The organism is Dechloromonas hankyongensis, assembly GCF_022012295.1.
Classification (GTDB): Bacteria; Pseudomonadota; Gammaproteobacteria; order Burkholderiales; family Rhodocyclaceae; genus Azonexus; species Azonexus hankyongensis.
The window spans coordinates 1-14,871 of sequence record NZ_JAKLTN010000011.1 but is presented as its reverse complement, the minus strand read 5'-3'; the positions used below and the strand labels follow the sequence as shown (position 1 = coordinate 14,871).

The 14,871-nt window shown below is 63.9% G+C and carries 15 protein-coding genes; 2 read left to right on the top strand and 13 right to left on the bottom strand.

Annotated features, from left to right (window positions below; genetic code table 11):
- From LZ012_RS19670 to paaN, 13 genes are all read right to left on the bottom strand, one after another.
- The coding region (locus LZ012_RS19670; protein ID WP_275712689.1) for an enoyl-CoA hydratase-related protein at positions 1 to 167 on the bottom strand (167 nt) is incomplete at its 3' end.
- 71 nt (positions 168 to 238) lie between these two features.
- On the bottom strand, positions 239 to 1,336 hold the full coding sequence (gene paaE, locus LZ012_RS19665; protein WP_275712688.1) for a 1,2-phenylacetyl-CoA epoxidase subunit PaaE: 1,098 nt from the start codon (positions 1,334 to 1,336) through the stop codon (positions 239 to 241).
- A gap of 20 nt (positions 1,337 to 1,356) precedes the next feature.
- Positions 1,357 to 1,860, bottom strand: coding sequence for a 1,2-phenylacetyl-CoA epoxidase subunit PaaD (paaD, locus tag LZ012_RS19660; RefSeq protein ID WP_275712687.1), 504 nt, complete (start codon positions 1,858 to 1,860; stop codon positions 1,357 to 1,359).
- A gap of 3 nt (positions 1,861 to 1,863) precedes the next feature.
- Positions 1,864 to 2,646, bottom strand: coding sequence for a 1,2-phenylacetyl-CoA epoxidase subunit PaaC (gene paaC / locus LZ012_RS19655; protein ID WP_275712686.1), 783 nt, complete (start codon positions 2,644 to 2,646; stop codon positions 1,864 to 1,866).
- Positions 2,646 to 2,939, bottom strand: coding sequence for a 1,2-phenylacetyl-CoA epoxidase subunit PaaB (gene paaB, locus LZ012_RS19650; RefSeq protein ID WP_275712685.1), 294 nt, complete (start codon positions 2,937 to 2,939; stop codon positions 2,646 to 2,648). Before paaB ends, paaC begins: the two co-directional genes overlap by 1 nt.
- Complete coding sequence (gene paaA / locus LZ012_RS19645) at positions 2,936 to 3,949, bottom strand: 1,2-phenylacetyl-CoA epoxidase subunit PaaA (protein ID WP_275712684.1); 1,014 nt, start codon at positions 3,947 to 3,949, stop codon at positions 2,936 to 2,938. Before paaA ends, paaB begins: the two co-directional genes overlap by 4 nt.
- 93 nt (positions 3,950 to 4,042) lie before the next feature.
- Complete coding sequence (locus LZ012_RS19640) at positions 4,043 to 5,176, bottom strand: ABC transporter substrate-binding protein (RefSeq protein ID WP_275712683.1); 1,134 nt, start codon at positions 5,174 to 5,176, stop codon at positions 4,043 to 4,045.
- A 39-nt stretch (positions 5,177 to 5,215) separates the two neighbouring features.
- Positions 5,216 to 6,421: a 3-oxoadipyl-CoA thiolase gene (gene pcaF, locus LZ012_RS19635; protein WP_275712682.1), complete on the bottom strand. Its 1,206-nt coding sequence runs from the start codon at positions 6,419 to 6,421 to the stop codon at positions 5,216 to 5,218.
- Between the two features lie 10 nt (positions 6,422 to 6,431).
- Positions 6,432 to 7,757, bottom strand: a complete 1,326-nt coding sequence (paaK, locus tag LZ012_RS19630; protein ID WP_275712681.1) for a phenylacetate--CoA ligase PaaK — start codon at positions 7,755 to 7,757, stop codon at positions 6,432 to 6,434.
- A gap of 26 nt (positions 7,758 to 7,783) precedes the next feature.
- Positions 7,784 to 8,248: a hydroxyphenylacetyl-CoA thioesterase PaaI gene (gene paaI / locus LZ012_RS19625; RefSeq protein ID WP_275712680.1), complete on the bottom strand. Its 465-nt coding sequence runs from the start codon at positions 8,246 to 8,248 to the stop codon at positions 7,784 to 7,786.
- Positions 8,241 to 9,713: a 3-hydroxyacyl-CoA dehydrogenase PaaH gene (gene paaH / locus LZ012_RS19620; protein ID WP_420839560.1), complete on the bottom strand. Its 1,473-nt coding sequence runs from the start codon at positions 9,711 to 9,713 to the stop codon at positions 8,241 to 8,243. Before paaH ends, paaI begins: the two co-directional genes overlap by 8 nt.
- A gap of 61 nt (positions 9,714 to 9,774) precedes the next feature.
- Positions 9,775 to 10,569 carry a 2-(1,2-epoxy-1,2-dihydrophenyl)acetyl-CoA isomerase PaaG gene (paaG, locus tag LZ012_RS19615; protein ID WP_275712678.1) on the bottom strand — a complete coding sequence of 265 codons (795 nt, stop codon included), beginning with the start codon at positions 10,567 to 10,569 and terminating at the stop codon, positions 9,775 to 9,777.
- Between the two features lie 9 nt (positions 10,570 to 10,578).
- Positions 10,579 to 12,246 (bottom strand): phenylacetic acid degradation protein PaaN, encoded by a 1,668-nt coding sequence (paaN, locus tag LZ012_RS19610; RefSeq protein WP_275712677.1) that lies wholly within the window; start codon positions 12,244 to 12,246, stop codon positions 10,579 to 10,581.
- A 378-nt stretch (positions 12,247 to 12,624) separates the two neighbouring features.
- On the opposite strand from paaN, the gene LZ012_RS19605 reads away from it, so the two are divergent.
- Together LZ012_RS19605 and LZ012_RS19600 are read left to right on the top strand one after the other, a co-directional pair.
- Positions 12,625 to 13,653: a hypothetical protein gene (locus LZ012_RS19605; RefSeq protein WP_275712676.1), complete on the top strand. Its 1,029-nt coding sequence runs from the start codon at positions 12,625 to 12,627 to the stop codon at positions 13,651 to 13,653.
- 99 nt (positions 13,654 to 13,752) lie between these two features.
- The gene (locus LZ012_RS19600; protein ID WP_275712675.1) at positions 13,753 to 14,802 is read left to right on the top strand and encodes a 2Fe-2S iron-sulfur cluster-binding protein; all 1,050 of its coding nucleotides are present in this window, start codon (positions 13,753 to 13,755) and stop codon (positions 14,800 to 14,802) included.
- The last annotated feature ends 69 nt before the right edge of the window (positions 14,803 to 14,871 follow it).

Below are 14,871 nucleotides of genomic sequence, written 5' to 3'. Positions count from 1 at the left end.
TTGCCGGTGATGACGATGCAGCCGATGGCTTCGTCGGCTTCGAAGGCGTCGATGGCAGCGCCGATGCCGTCGACGACATCGTTGTTCAGGGCGTTCATCGCTTCCGGCCGGTTGATGCGGATCAGGCCTACCTTGCCGATCACTTCGCTGAGGACGACTGGGGACATGGGGTGTTCTCCAAAAAAATGGCCGCCCCTAAAGGGACGAAAGGGCGGCCCAAGTGCAGTTTCAGGGGGGATCAGCGTTCGTCGAAGCTGACCGTCAGGTTCTTGGTCGTGGCGCGCGCCTGGCAGCTGAGGACGTAGCCCTGGGCCATTTCGTCGGCTTCCAGCGTGAAGTTCTTGTCCATGACCACTTCGCCGCACATCACCTTGGCGCGGCAGGTGCAACAGACGCCGGCCTTGCACGAGAAAGGCAGGTCGAGGCCGGCCTCGAGCGCGGCATCGAGGACGTGCTCGTCGGCGCCGATCTGTAGTTCATGCTCCTTGCCGTCGAGCACGATGGTCAGCGCAATGTCCTTGGCCGCCGCCTGCTTCTGTGGTGCCGCGTCGGTATCGGCCTGGATTTTGGCCGCCTGTGCCGGGCCGGAGGTGAAGCGCTCGGTGTGCACGCGGTTTTCCGGCACGCCGGCGGCGATCAGCGCCTGTTCGGTTGCTTCGATCATCGCTTCCGGGCCGCAGATGAAGACCTCGTCCATACTGCCCACCGGCAACAGGGTGTCGATGATGGCCTGCACCTTGGCGCCGTCGATGCGCCCTTGCAGCAGGTCCACTTCCTGCGCCTGGCGGGACAGGACGTGGATCAGGGTCAGGCGGGCCGGGTAGCGGTCCTTGAGGTCCTGCAGGGCTTCGTTGAACATGACGCTGGACATCCGGCGATTGCCGTAGACCAGGGTGAATTTGGCTTCCGGCTGCTCTTCCAGCGTGCTGGCGGCGATGGACAGAATGGGCGTGATGCCTGAACCGGCGGCGAACCCGACACGGTGCAGGGCACGCGGCTTCTTGACGATGAAGCGGCCATCCGGCGGCATGATGTCGAGCTTGGCGCCGGCCTTCAGGGTCTGCGCCGCCCAGTTGGAGAACAGGCCGCCCTCGACCGGACGGATGCCGATTTCCAGCTCGCCGGACTTGGCCAAACGGCTGCGCGGACTGCTGATCGAGTAGTTGCGGCGAACTTCCTGACCATCGAGCTTGGCACGCAGGGTCAGGAACTGGCCTGGCTGGAAGCTGAAGGTTTCGCGGTCGGGGGCGGGAATGTCAAAGGTGATGGCCACCGAGCCGGCGGCTTCGGGGCTCACCCGCTTGATGGTGAGTTCGTGAAAACGGAGGGCGGACATGGCTGGGGCTCCGGTATTTATTAGTATGGTTTGAAGTAGTCGAACGGTTCCTGGCAGTCGAGGCACTTGTACAGCGCCTTGCAGGCCGTCGAGCCGAAATGCGAGGTTTCGACCGTATGCACCGAGCCGCAATGCGGACAGGGCACGGTCTCGGTTTTGGCCGGCTTGCTGATAAAGCTGACGACCTTGCTGCCGGGCGGTGTCTGGTGTGGCGGCGCAATGCCGTAGGCGCGCAGCTTCTCCTTGCCGGCCTCGGTCATCCAGTCGGTGGTCCACGCCGGCGACAACTGGGTCATGACCCGGGCGGCGATACCAGCACGGTGCAGCGCGGCACGCACGTCATCCTCAATCTGGCCCATGGCCGGACAGCCGCTGTAGGTGGGCGTGATGACCACTTCCAGGCTGCCATCCGGGGCTGGACGGACATCGCGCAGGATGCCGAGATCACGCAGGGAGACCACCGGGATTTCCGGATCACTCAGTTCGTCCAGCACGGCCCAGGCCGCTTCGACGTGCGTGTTCATGGCTTACCAGACGCCGTTCGGATGGGCGCGGGCCAGGCTCTGCATTTCAGCCAGCAGGAAGCCGAGATGCTCGGAATGGATGCCCCGTTTGCCCTCGGTGACGTAACCGCCGACCGTCGGACGCTGCAGGGTGGCTTCTTGCAGCGCAGCCTCGAGGATGGCATCCCAATCAGCCTTCAGCGTATTTACATCGACCCCGATGCCGGCCGCGATCGCGGCGGCCTCGGCCGGGCTGTTCACCCAGAATTCCTGAGTGTAGGGGAACAGGTGGTCGAGCGCGGCCTGGGCGCGGGCGTGCGATTCGTCGGTGCCGTCGCCGAGGCGGACCAGCCAGTCGCGGGAATGGCGCAGGTGATAGCGCACTTCCTTCAGCGACTTGGCAGCGATGGCGGCCAGATCAGCGTTGGCCGATTTCTCCAGCCCTTCCCACAACAGCGCCATCAGCGCGCTGTACAGGAAGTTGCGAACGATAGTCGTCGCGTAGTCGAGCGTGTCCTGGCCATAGCCGGAGAGCGGGCCGTGGTGCGGCAGTTCGAGCAGCGTGTAGTTGCGAAATTCGTGCGTGTCGCGGAAATACGCCAGACGGTCTTCCGTGCAGTTGCCGCCCTTGAGGCCGGCCGCCAGCTGGTAGAGCAAGCGGGCCTGGCCGATCAGGTCGAGGCTGACATTGGACAGCGCGATGTCTTCCTCGAGAATGGGGCCGTGACCGCACCACTCGGCATTGCGCTGGCCGAGAACCAGGGCATTGTCGGCGAGGTGGAGAAGATAATCGAGGGCCGGCTTCATCACATATGCCCCACTTCGTCCGGGATTTCGTAGAAGGTCGGGTGGCGGTAGATCTTGTCGGCCGCCGGGTCGAACAGTTCGCCCTTCTCGTCCGGGTTGCTGGCGGTAATCGCCTTGGATTCGACGACCCAGATGCTGACGCCTTCCTGGCGGCGGGTATAGACGTCGCGCGCCATTTCCAGCGCCTGTGCGGCGTCGGCGGCGTGCAGGCTGCCGCAATGCTTGTGTTCGAGGCCTTGCTTGCTGCGGACGAAAACTTCCCAGAGCGGCCATTCTTTCAGAGCGGTAGTCATGCTGCCTCCTTGATGCTGCGAGCTTGTTTTTTTGCGGCATGGGCCAGCGCGGCGTCGCGCACCCATTGCCCTTCGTTGTGCGCCTTGACGCGGGTGGCCAGGCGTTCCTTGTTGCACGGGCCGTTGCCGTTCACGGTTTCCCAGAACTCGTTCCAGTCGATCTGACCGTAGTCGTGATGGCCGCGTTCCTCGTTCCACTTGAGGTCGGGATCGGGCAGCGTAACGCCGAGCACCTTGGCTTGCGGCACGGTGGCGTCGACGAATTTCTGGCGCAGCTCGTCGTTGGAAACGCGCTTGATGCCCCAGCGCATGCCTTGCGCGCTGTTCGGGCTATCGGCGTCGGGCGGCCCGAACATGGCGAGGCACTTCCACCACCAGCGATTGACGGCGTCCTGAACCATGGCCTTCTGTTCGGCGGTACCGGTCATCATGACGAGCAGGGCTTCATAGCCCTGGCGCTGATGGAAGGATTCCTCCTTGCAGACGCGGACCATGGCGCGGGCGTAGGGACCGTAGGAGCAGCGGCAGAGCGGTACCTGGTTCATGATCGCGGCGCCGTCGACCAGCCAGCCGATCACGCCGACGTCGGCCCAGGTCAGGGTCGGGTAATTGAAGATGGAGCTGTATTTGGCGCGGCCGCTGTGCAGGCCTTCCAGCATCTGGTCGCGGCTGGTGCCCAGCGTTTCGGCGGCGGAATAGAGGTAGAGGCCGTGGCCGCCCTCGTCCTGCACCTTGGCGATCAGGATGGCCTTGCGCTTCAGGCTGGGAGCACGCGAAATCCAGTTGCCTTCGGGCAGCATGCCGACGATTTCACTGTGGGCGTGCTGGCTGATCTGGCGGACCAGGGTCTTGCGGTAGGCTTCCGGCATCCAGTCCTGCGGTTCGATGCGGCCGTCGGCATCGATGCGGGCATCGAAGGCGGCCTGCAGGGCAGGATCTTCGCTGGAAGGAGCCAGTGCGACGGTCTTTGCGCCGGGCGAGTCCGGCACATTGAATGACTGGGTATACATAATGTTCTCCGTAGGGTTGGAGGGGTGGCCGGGTGCGGATCTAGGCGTCCGCACTCCGGCCGGTTCAGATAAATCGGTTGCTGTGCCGACGGCTTACTTGACCAGGGTCCAGTCGCCGTTCTTGATCTCCAGCATGCGGAAGGCCGACAGGTCGAGGCCCATGTGGTCGGTGGCCGACATGTTCACGATGCCGCCGGTGCCGATGAAGCCCTTGGTCGCTTCGATGGCGTCACGCACCTTGGCTTTGTCGGTGCCGCCGGCGCGCTTGATGGCGTCGACCGCCAGCATCAGACCGTCGTAGGCGTGGCCGCCGAAGGTCGACACGTCGGTCTTCCACTTTTCGGTGAAGGCCTTGGTGTAGGCGGTGACCACCGGCTTCTGCGGGTCCTTGGCATCGAGCTTGTCGGCGACGAGCAGGGCGGCGGCCGGCAGGCGGACACCTTCAGCCGCCGGTCCGGCCAGCTTGATGAACTCTTCGGAAGCGACGCCGTGGGCGTGGTAGAGCGGCAGCGTGACGCCCAACTGCTTGTAGTTCTTGGTGGCGATGGCCGGCCCCTGGCCGAGGCCGAAGATGAACACCGCCTGGACGCCCGGCGTGCCCTTGATCTTGGTCAGCTGCGGACTCATGTCGGTATCCTTCGGCCCGTAGGTTTCGCTGGCCACCAAGGTGATGCCGTACTTGCCGGCAGCGCCTTCGGTTTCCTTCTTGCCGGACTGGCCGAAGCCCGAGGTTTCGGAGAGCAGCGCCACCTTGCTGATGCCGCGCTTCTTCATGTCCTCGAACACCTTTTCGGCCGCCATGCGGTCGGTGTGCGGCGTCTTGAACATGAATTTCTTGACCGGCTCGACGACGACCACGGCGCCGGCCAGCGAGATGAACGGGATACCGGCCTTGTCGACCAGCGGCGACATCGACATCGTGGCGCCGGTAGTGGTGCCGCCGATCATCAAGTCGACCTTGTCGTCGTCGATCAGGCGCTTGGCGAAACCATTGGCCTTGTTGGCATCGCTGCCGTCGTCGTAATGGACCAGTTCGAGCGGACGGCCGAGGACGCCGCCCTTCTTGTTGATGTCCTCGACGTATTGCTGCAGCGTTTTCAGTTCCGGGTCGCCGAGGAAGGCAGCCGGACCGGTGACCGACAGCACGGAACCGATCTTGATCGGATCGGCGGCGAAGGCACTGAATGCACCGAGCACCAGAGCGGCGCCGGCAACGAGTTTTTTCATGCTCTGCTTCATGGGTTTGTCTCCTCCGTTGGAATAATGTCAAACACGCTCGATCACCATGGCGATCCCCTGCCCGACCCCGATGCACATGGTGCACAGGGCGTAGCGGCCGCCACGACGCTTGAGTTCATAGGCGGCGGTGGTGACCAGCCGGGCGCCGCTCATGCCGAGCGGGTGGCCGAGCGCAATCGCGCCGCCGTTGGGATTCACATGCGCCGCATCGTCGGCCAGACCGAGGTCGCGCAGCACGGCCAGCGCCTGGGCGGCGAAGGCTTCGTTCAGTTCGATGACATCCATCTGGGCCAGCGTCAGGCCGGTCTGGGCCAGCACCTTGCGCACCGCCGGGGACGGGCCGAAACCCATGATGCGCGGTGCCACGCCGGCCGTCGCCATGCCGACGACGCGGGCCAGCGGCTTCAGGTCGTAGCGCCCGGCGGCCGCTTCCGAGGCCAGCAGCAGCGCACAGGCGCCGTCGTTGACGCCGGATGCATTACCCGCCGTGACGGTCAGTTCCGGGCCGTTCACGCCCTTCAGCTTGGCCAGTTGTTCGAGCGTGGTTTCCGGACGCGGATGCTCGTCGGTATCGACCACCTTGGGGTCGCCCTTCTTCTGCGGAATGACCACCGGCACCAACTCGTCGGCGAAGCGGCCGGCGGCGTTGGCGGCGCCCCAGCGTTGCTGCGAACGGACGGCGAAGGCATCCTGGTCGGCGCGGCTGACGTTGAAGTCGGCGGCAACGTTATCGGCCGTCTGCGGCATCGAATGCGTTTCGTACAGCTTCTTCATCAGCGGGTTGATGAAGCGCCAGCCGATGGTGGTGTCGAAAATCGCCGCCTGGCGGGAGAAGGCCGATTCCGCCTTGCCCATCACGAACGGGGCACGCGACATGCTCTCGACGCCGCCGGCGATCATCAGGCCGGTTTCGCCGGACTTGATCGAACGGGCGGCGAGGCCGACGGCATCCATGCCCGAGCCGCACAGGCGGTTCACCGTGGTGCCCGGCACTTCGATGGGCAGGCCGGCGAGCAGGCCGGACATGCGGGCGACGTTGCGGTTGTCCTCGCCGGCCTGGTTGGCGTTGCCGTAGATGATGTCGTCGACGGCCGTCCAATCGACCTGCGGATTGCGCTCCATCAGCGCCTTGAGCGGAATGGCGCCGAGGTCGTCCGGGCGCACGCCGGCCAGCGCGCCGCCGTAGCGGCCGATGGGGGTGCGGATGGCATCGCAAATGAAAGCTTGGGTCATCGTCATTTCCTTAGTTCTGCTTCGGGCGCTCGTCGAGCACACGCTTGGCCTTGCCGACCTGGGTACGCGGGATGGCGTCGAATTCCATCACGGTGATCTTGGTCGACACGCCGATGATGGTCTTGATGCGGTGCTGCAGCTCCTTGCTGATGGTCTGCAACTCGGCCGGGGCCAGCTTGCCGGACAGTTCGCGCTGCACTTCGCAACGCACTTCGAGGTTGTCGAGGTGGCCATCGCGGGTGACGACAACCTGGTAGTTGCCGGCCAGGCGCGGGTCGCGCAGGATCATTTCCTCGATCTGGGTCGGGAAGACATTGACGCCGCGGATGATCAGCATGTCGTCGGAACGGCCGGTGATCTTGCCGATGCGGCGGAAGGAACGGGCGGTCGGCGCCAGCAGGCGGGTCAGGTCGCGGGTGCGGTAGCGGATGACCGGGAAGGCTTCCTTGGTCAGCGAGGTGAACACCAGTTCCCCCTCTTCGCCGTCGGGCAGGACTTCGCCGGTTTCCGGGTCGATGATTTCCGGGTAGAAATGGTCTTCCCAGATCACCGGGCCATCCTTGGTCTCGATGCATTCGCAGGCAACACCGGGGCCCATCACTTCGGTCAGGCCGTAGATGTCGATAGCGTCGATGCCCAGTTTCTTCTCGATTTCGTGACGCATGCCCTCGCCCCACGGTTCAGCGCCGAAGATGCCGACCTTCAGCGAAATGTCCTCGGGCTTGATGCCCTGGCGCTCGAATTCTTCGGCGATGACCAGCGAGTAGGACGGCGTGACCATGATGATTTCCGGCTTGAAATCCATGATCTGCTGGACCTGCTTCTCGGTCTGGCCGCCGGACATCGGCACCGCGATGCAACCCAGCTTCTCGGCGCCGTAGTGGGCCCCCAAGCCGCCGGTGAACATGCCGTAACCATAGGCAACATGCACCATGTCGCCGGCCCGGCCGCCGGCAGCGCGGATCGAGCGGGCGACGACGGTCGCCCAGTTGTCGATGTCGTTCTTGGTGTAGCCGACGACCACGGACTTGCCGGTGGTGCCGCTCGAGGCGTGCAGGCGGGCAATTTTGTTGCGCGGCACGGCAAACAGGCCGAAGGGGTAGTTGTCGCGCAGGTCGAGCTTGGTCATGAACGGGAATTTGCTCAGATCGGCCAGCGTTTTCAGGTCATCGGGATGCACGCCCTTGGCCTCGCACTTGGCGCGGTACGGCGCGACGTTGTCGTAGGTGTGGCGCACCGACCACTTCAGGCGCTCGAGTTGCAGCGCGGAAATCTCGTCGCGGCTGGCGGTTTCGATCGGATCGAGTTCGCCGGGCAGGGGCTTCTTGGACGTCATATGGGTCTCCTCTGTGGTCGGCCGGCTCAGGCGGCCTGTTGCAGTCCGGCGATCACTTCGCCGTTGATGCGATAACTCTTGCCCCGGAACAGGGCGATGGTCTTGCCGCCTCCGGTACGCACGGTGATGTCGTACACGCCGGTACGGCCCGCCGCCGATTGTTCGATGGCTTCGGCTTCCAGGATGTCGCCCTCCTTGGCCGGCGCCAGGAAGTCGATGTGGCAGGCCGAGGCCACCGTATTCTTGTTATAGCTGTTGCAGGCGTAAGCGAAAGCGGTATCGGCCAGGCTGAAGATCATGCCGCCGTGGCAGATGTGGTGGCCGTTGACCATGTCGCTGCGCACCGTCATGGCGAGCAGCGAAGCGCCCGGCTGGACGCGGACGATACGGATGCCCAGAGCCTGGGCGGCCCGGTCGCGCGAATACATCGCTTCGGCCGTGGCGTCTGCCAGGGCTTGCGCCTCAGCTGGGGAAAGTTTGTGTTCAGTCATGGATATTCCTTCCGGCAAACACCGCGCGCTGGATCAGCGGCGAGATGCGATAACGGTCCTCGCCGTAGCTGGCGCCGAGATGGGCCAGCACGGTACGGATGGTGGCGACGCCGACCTGGTCGGCCCAGGCCAGCGGCCCCTGCGGATAATTGACGCCGAGGCGCATGGCCTGGTCGGCGCCTTTTTCGGTGCACACGCCCTGGTTGACGGCATCGGCCGCCTCGTTGGCGAGCATGGCGACGGTGCGCATGACGACGAGGCCCGGGACATCGAGGAAGCGCGACACGGCGAAGCCGGCTGCCTGCAGCAGACCGATGGCGGCGGTCATGGCGGCCGGTTCGCACTGTTCGGCGACGGCGACGGCCAGGCGGGTCGCCTTGGCGTAGTCGAGAGCGAGATCGATCAGCACGGTATTGGCCACCCCGCTGTCGGCGGCACGCTGCGTGGCGGAACGTCCATCGGTGACGTACAGCTTGGCGAGGCCGATTTCGGCGATGCGGCCGTCACTCTCCGGCGCCCGGGTGAAGGACAGGCCGGAATGCTGCAGGCGCTCGACCAGCGCCTCGGCGAGGTCGGATTCGCCATAGACGGTGATCTTGCCGGCCGGCGTTTGCGGCGCTTCGGTCTGCGCCTCGGGCTTCACGGCGCCTTCGCGGTAGTCGTAGAAACCGCGACCGCTCTTCCGACCGTAGAAACCAGCATCGACCAGTTCCTGCTGGATCAGCGAGGGCAGGAAGCGCTGGTCGTTGTAGAAGGCACGCCACACGGAATTGGTGACGGCGAAATTGACGTCGTGGCCGATCATGTCCATCAGCTCGAATGGCCCCATGCGGAAACCACCGGCCTCACGGCAACAGGCGTCGATGGTGGCGTACCCGGCGGCACCTTCCTGGGCGATACGCAGGGCCTCGGCGTAGTACGGCCGGGCAACGCGATTGACAATGAAACCGGGCGTCGACTTGGCATGCACTGCCGTCTTGCCCCAGGCGTTGGCCGTGGCGAACAGGGTTTCAGCCACCTCGCGATCGGTCGCCAGGCCCGAAACGATCTCGACCAGCGCCATCAACGGCGCCGGGTTGAAGAAATGCAGGCCGGCCAGGCGCTCCGGGCGCTTCAGCGCGGCGCCAATGGCGGTGACCGAAATCGACGAGGTGTTGGTGCCGAAAATGCAGTCGGGGCCGACGATGGCTTCGAGGTCGGCATACAGCTTCTGCTTGGCTTCCAGGCTTTCGACGATGGCTTCGACGACCAGTGCTGCATCGGCCAGATCACTCAACTGCTCGACAGCCAGCAGGCGCTCGCCTGCCGCCTGGGCAGCGTCGGCGCTCATCTTGCCTTTTTCGGCCAGCTTGGCGAACTGGGTGCGGATGCCGGCGACGGCGCGGGCGGCGGCGTCAGAGCGGGCGTCAAGCAGCTTGACCGGATGGCCGGCCGCCGCCGCCACCTGGGCGATACCGGCGCCCATGGCACCGGTGCCGACCACGGCGATGACTGCCTGTTGGGATAGGGGTGTGTTGCTCACGCGTTCACTCTCCGGTGAAATTCGGCGCACGCTTTTCCATGAAGGCGGCAACGCCTTCGGCGTAGTCCGGACTCCAGCCCAGTTCGCGCATGAAGCTGCCTTCGAAGGACAGTTGCTGCTCCAACGTATGACCCGGCGCAGCGTGCATGGCCTGGCGGGTACGGACCAGGGCCTTGGTGGGCATGGTGGACAGCTGCTGGGCCAGGGCATCGATACGGGCGGCGAAATCGGCGTCCTCGGTGCATTCCCAGATCAGGCCCCATTCGGCAGCCTTTGCGGCCGGCAGCTTGTCGGCGAGCAGGGCGAGGCCCATGGCGCGGGCCATCCCGACCCGTTGCGGCAGGAACCAGGTGCCGCCGGTGTCCGGAATCAGGCCGATCTTCGAGAACGCCTGCAGGAAGGACGCAGACTTGGTAGCGACCACCAGGTCACAAGCAAGCGCCACGGAAGCCCCCGCCCCGGCGGCGATGCCGTTGACCGCCGCGATGGTCGGCACACGCAGGTTCTGCAGGCGCATGACCAGCGGCTTGTAGTTGCGTTCGACGACATTGCCGATGTCCGGCATCTTGCCGTCGATCTTGGCCATGTCCGGGTCGGCCAGGTCCTGGCCGGCCGAGAAGGCGCGGCCGGCACCGGTCAGCACCAGGACGCGGATGGAATGGTCGCTCTGCACGCGATCGAGCGCTATACGCAGTTCGGCATGCATCTGGCCGGTGAAGCTGTTCAGCTTGTCCGGGCGGCTCAGGGTCAGGCGGGCGATGCCGGCTTCGACGCTAAAGGTGATGTTTTCAAAGTTCATGGCGCTAGCTCAAATATGGAAACGGCGCTGGACGACTACAAAGCGGTTGGCAACGAAGGCCGCGTCGGCGTAGGAGGCATTGGCCGCGGGGTTGCCGCCGGTGCCGTGGTAGTCGGAATAGGCCGCCGACTGGTTCACGAACACGCCACCGGTCAGGTTGATCGACAGCGCGACCTTGGAACGCATGGTGGCGACGGTCATGGCATCGATGACTTCCGGCTTGGTCGAGTAGATGCCGGCAGTCAGCGCGCCGTGGGTGGACACGATGCGCTCGGACAGGGCGATGGCGGCGGCGGTGTCGGCGACCTTGACGATGAAGCTGATCGGGCCGAAACGCTCTTCCATATAGGCATGCTCGTCGGCCACATCGCAGGCGAGCAGCACCGGGGTGCGCACGGTGGCGTTGGGGAATTCCGGATTTTCCAGCTTGGTTGAGGCCAGGACGACCTTGCCCAGCGTGCCGCTGTCGGCCATTTCGATGCGGCGCAGGGTGTCGGCCGACTGCACGGCGCCGAGCACGGCGTGGGCGACTTCCGGCTTGGCCAGGAAACCGGAAACGGCCTTGGCCAGATCGGCGCACACGTCGTCGTAGGACTTGTGGCCGTCTTCCGTCTCGATACCGCCGGCCGGTACGAAGATGGCCTGCGAGGTGGTGCACATCTGGCCGGAATACAGCGCCAGCGTGAAGGCCAGGTTGCGCAGCATCGGCTTGTAGGCGTCGGTCGAGTCGATGACGATGTTGTTGACGCCGGCCAGCTCGGCATAGACGCGGGCCTGGCGGCAGTTGTCGATCAGCCACTGGCCGAAGACGTTGCCGCCGGTGAAGTCGATGGACTTGACGGCAGCATGGGTGACCAGCTTCTGCGTCGTGCCGCGGTCGGCAGCAACGCACAGGCTGACCAGGTTGGGATCGATGCCGTTTTCGGCCAACACGGCGCGGATGGTGCGCACGGTGATGGCAGCCGGCAGGATGGCGTTGCTATGCGGCTTGACGATCACGGCATTACCGGTGGACAGCGCGGCGAACAGGCCGGGGTAGGTATTCCAGGTCGGGAAGGTGCCGCAGCCGACGACGACGCCAACGCCCTGGCCGACCAGCTCGAAGTGCTTCTTCATGACCAGCGGCGGGTTCTTGCCCTGCGGCTTGTCCCACACGGTTTCGGTCGGCACGAAGCTCATTTCGCGATAGGCGTAGGCGACGGTTTCCAGGCCGCGATCCTGGGCGTGCGGCGCGCCGGCCTGGAAGGCCATCATCCAGCCCTGGCCGGTGGTCATCATGACGGCGTGCGCCAGTTCGAAGCTCTGCTTGTTCAGGCGATCGAGGATTTCCAGGCAGATGCCGGTGCGTCCGTCGGCGCCGGCCTGCTGCCAGCCGACCATGGCGCGCTGACCGGCGGCGATCAGTGCCTCGTGGTCACACACCGGATACTGCACGGCGAGATCGATGCCGTACGGCGACTGCTCGCCACCAACCCAGCCTTTCTGCCCCGGCTGATCGAGTCCGAACTGCTTGCCCAGATGCGCCTCGAAAGCCTTCTTGCCGTCTTCGGCCGCCGTTTCGCCGTAGGTCTTCGGGCTCGGCATCTCGTTATAGGCCGACCAGTAGCCGCGGGTGCGGATCGCATTCAGGGCGCCATCCAGCGTGGCGCGGTGTTTCTCGAGTAGGGGGTGGGACATATGGATATCTCCTTGGCGATGCCTGTTCTTGAATGAAGGCGCCAACAGATTGCGCCTATCTGCTTACACGATACGAACTATCTTTACACTAGTCAATAAAAAGTATCGTAAAAATCACCAACAATCATGATTCCATCTACCGAAACAAATTTCGAACATATTTTATTTCTCAACAAAATCAGTGATTTTTAGTTTCAACAAACCTGATGCTGTCTTTTGTTTTCGAAATTCAGAATTAGTTCCCCGAATATTTTTTGCTTATCTGATACAAATTTTGTTGACTAAAGCTTTGCCGATGTATCATTATTCAATCCACGCCACCGGACCTTCCCCGGATGGCCTTCCGAACGATGACGAAGCACCTATAAGGAGTGAGACATGGCAAGCAACAAGGAACGTTACGCAGACAAGATGGAATTCCCGCCGGCAACCCCGCAGCCCAACGTCTATCCGCTGTCCTGGAACAGCAAGACCAAGAAGCTGCAGGAAGTCTGGGAAGCAGCGTTGCGCGAGAACTGGGATCCGGAAAAGCTGCCCTGGGATACGCTGGACGTGGACAGCTACACTTGGGAAGAGCGCGAATCGATCGCCTACTGGTGGAGCCTGCTGTCGGTGTTCGACGCCTCCGCTCCCCCGGTCTTCGCCGAAGCGCTGATCAAGACCTATGAAGTGCACGAGGAAGACCCGGTCCGCAAATGCTTCTTCTCGGTGACCCGCGACGAGCAGAACCACGAAATCATGTGCGGCCTGGCCATCACCAAGCTGCTCAACCACCCGGACCCGCTGACCTACCAGCCGAAGACCGAACTCGGCAAGCGCCTGCAGAAGAACGTGCAGTGGCTGTACTTCAACGGCGGCCGCTACTGGACCGGCTACAAGCAGGCCGTACCCAAGTACGACCTGGCCGTGCTGTTCTCTTCCTTCCTGATGGGCGAAATCGCCGCCGCCACCATCTTCAAGCAGATGTACGAGAACTCCCGCGAAGCCGTCTTCAAGGAAGGCTTCAAGAACATCGGCCGCGACGAAGGCCGCCACATGGCCATCTGCATGGCGGTCATGGAACGCGACTATCCGGGCCTCGACGATTCGACCAAGGCCGTCGTCACCAAGCAGATCCGCGCCGGCTACCTGTTCCTGTCCGCCGTGCTGTTCGAGCCGCCGATGGAATTCTGGGACCTGCCGTCCGACTTCATCGCCAACCAGCGTGAAGCCGAGGAAGTCGCCCGCGGTGCCGGCTTCGGCATCCCGAGCTACGAGGCCAAGCTGGAGAACTGGAAGAATGCGATGATCAACCTGAAGGGGGTGCTCGACCGCTACAACATCCCGTTCCCGGCCATCCCGGAAGTCGGCATCACCGGGCAGGAGATCAGCGACATCGACATGGAAGACATCATCCCGGTGTTCTAAACGGACAACCAGCAAGTAGATTTGCCCCGGCCGGCACCCCGCATAAAGGGTGTCGGCCTTGCCGCAACAGAGAAACCCAAACCCACAGGGGAAGACAAAATGGCTCGCATCATCATGCAACCCTCCGGCAAGTCAGTCGATTGCGCCTATGGCGACACCGTCCTGATGGCCCTGGAAAAGGCCGGCTACGCGCTGCCCAACAATTGCCGCGCCGGCGCCTGCGGCGAATGCAAGGTCAAGGTCACGCAAGGCCAGTTCGACCAGGGCATGGTGCTCGACATGGCGCTGTCGCAGGAAGAACGCAAGCAGGGATTCGGCCTGATGTGCATGGCCAAGCCGATTTCCGAGGAACTGACCATCGAATGGGGCACTCAGGACGCCAAGCCCAAGCTCTTCCCGCCGCGCGAGGACGCCCTGTTCGTCGTCACCGACAAGAAAACCATCGCTGCCCGCGTCGTCGAATTGCGCCTGCGCCCGGTCGGCCAGCCGATCCGCTACTGGCCCGGCCAGTACGTCACCATCGGCAACCCGCGCGCCGACATCCCGGCCCGCGCCTATTCCATTTCCAACGCCCCGCGTCCGGACGGCGAACTGGTCCTGCAAGTCGCCCGCGCCGATGGCGGCGTGACCAGCAACTGGATTCACGACCAGCTCATCATCGGCGAAAGCGTCAAGATTTCCGGCGCCTACGGCACCTTCATCGGCGACCCGTCGGTGGACACCCCGGTGCTGTGCATCGCCGCCGGCACCGGCCTCGCACCCGTGCTCGCCCTGGCCGAGGCCGCGCTGCGCCGCGGTTTCCGCAAGCCGGTGACCATGCTCTTCTCGGCGCGCACCGAGGAAGACGTCTACAGCCTGGGCATGATGGCCTGGTGGCGCACCAAGCACCGCAACTTCGACTACAAGATCACGCTGACTCGCGAACAGCAGGACGGCTACCTCAAAGGCCGCGTCGACGTTGCGCTGCCGCAGATGTTCAAGGACCTCTCAAAACACACCATCTTCGTCGCCGGCAGCCCGGAATTCGTCGATGCCAGCGTCGCTGTCGTGAAAACCCTCGGCGCCAAGGACGAACTGATCCACACCGAAGGCTTCTTCGCCCAGCAACAGCCAGTTACGGCCGATGCCGACCATCTAATGCCGCAGTAATCCCTAAAAAATCCAAAATAAAACAGATAACCCAGGAGACAAGATGAACTCCCTGCACCCACAGAGACG

Excerpts from the sequence above, each read along its gene's own strand:
- paaA (WP_275712684.1), bottom strand. The coding sequence starts at position 3,949 with ATGTATACCCAGTCATTCAATGTGCCGGACTCGCCCGGCGCAAAGACC.
- paaD (WP_275712687.1), bottom strand. The coding sequence starts at position 1,860 with ATGAACACGCACGTCGAAGCGGCCTGGGCCGTGCTGGACGAACTGAGT.
- paaC (WP_275712686.1), bottom strand. The coding sequence starts at position 2,646 with ATGAAGCCGGCCCTCGATTATCTTCTCCACCTCGCCGACAATGCCCTG.
- LZ012_RS19640 (WP_275712683.1), bottom strand. The coding sequence starts at position 5,176 with ATGAAAAAACTCGTTGCCGGCGCCGCTCTGGTGCTCGGTGCATTCAGT.
- pcaF (WP_275712682.1), bottom strand. The coding sequence starts at position 6,421 with ATGACCCAAGCTTTCATTTGCGATGCCATCCGCACCCCCATCGGCCGC.
- paaN (WP_275712677.1), bottom strand. The coding sequence starts at position 12,246 with ATGTCCCACCCCCTACTCGAGAAACACCGCGCCACGCTGGATGGCGCC.
- paaG (WP_275712678.1), bottom strand. The coding sequence starts at position 10,569 with ATGAACTTTGAAAACATCACCTTTAGCGTCGAAGCCGGCATCGCCCGC.
- LZ012_RS19605 (WP_275712676.1), top strand. The coding sequence starts at position 12,625 with ATGGCAAGCAACAAGGAACGTTACGCAGACAAGATGGAATTCCCGCCG.
- paaE (WP_275712688.1), bottom strand. The coding sequence starts at position 1,336 with ATGTCCGCCCTCCGTTTTCACGAACTCACCATCAAGCGGGTGAGCCCC.
- paaI (WP_275712680.1), bottom strand. The coding sequence starts at position 8,248 with ATGACTGAACACAAACTTTCCCCAGCTGAGGCGCAAGCCCTGGCAGAC.
- paaH (WP_420839560.1), bottom strand. The coding sequence starts at position 9,713 with ATGGGCGCCGGTATCGCCCAGGTGGCGGCGGCGGCCGGCCATCCGGTC.
- paaK (WP_275712681.1), bottom strand. The coding sequence starts at position 7,757 with ATGACGTCCAAGAAGCCCCTGCCCGGCGAACTCGATCCGATCGAAACC.
- paaB (WP_275712685.1), bottom strand. The coding sequence starts at position 2,939 with ATGACTACCGCTCTGAAAGAATGGCCGCTCTGGGAAGTTTTCGTCCGC.
- LZ012_RS19600 (WP_275712675.1), top strand. The coding sequence starts at position 13,753 with ATGGCTCGCATCATCATGCAACCCTCCGGCAAGTCAGTCGATTGCGCC.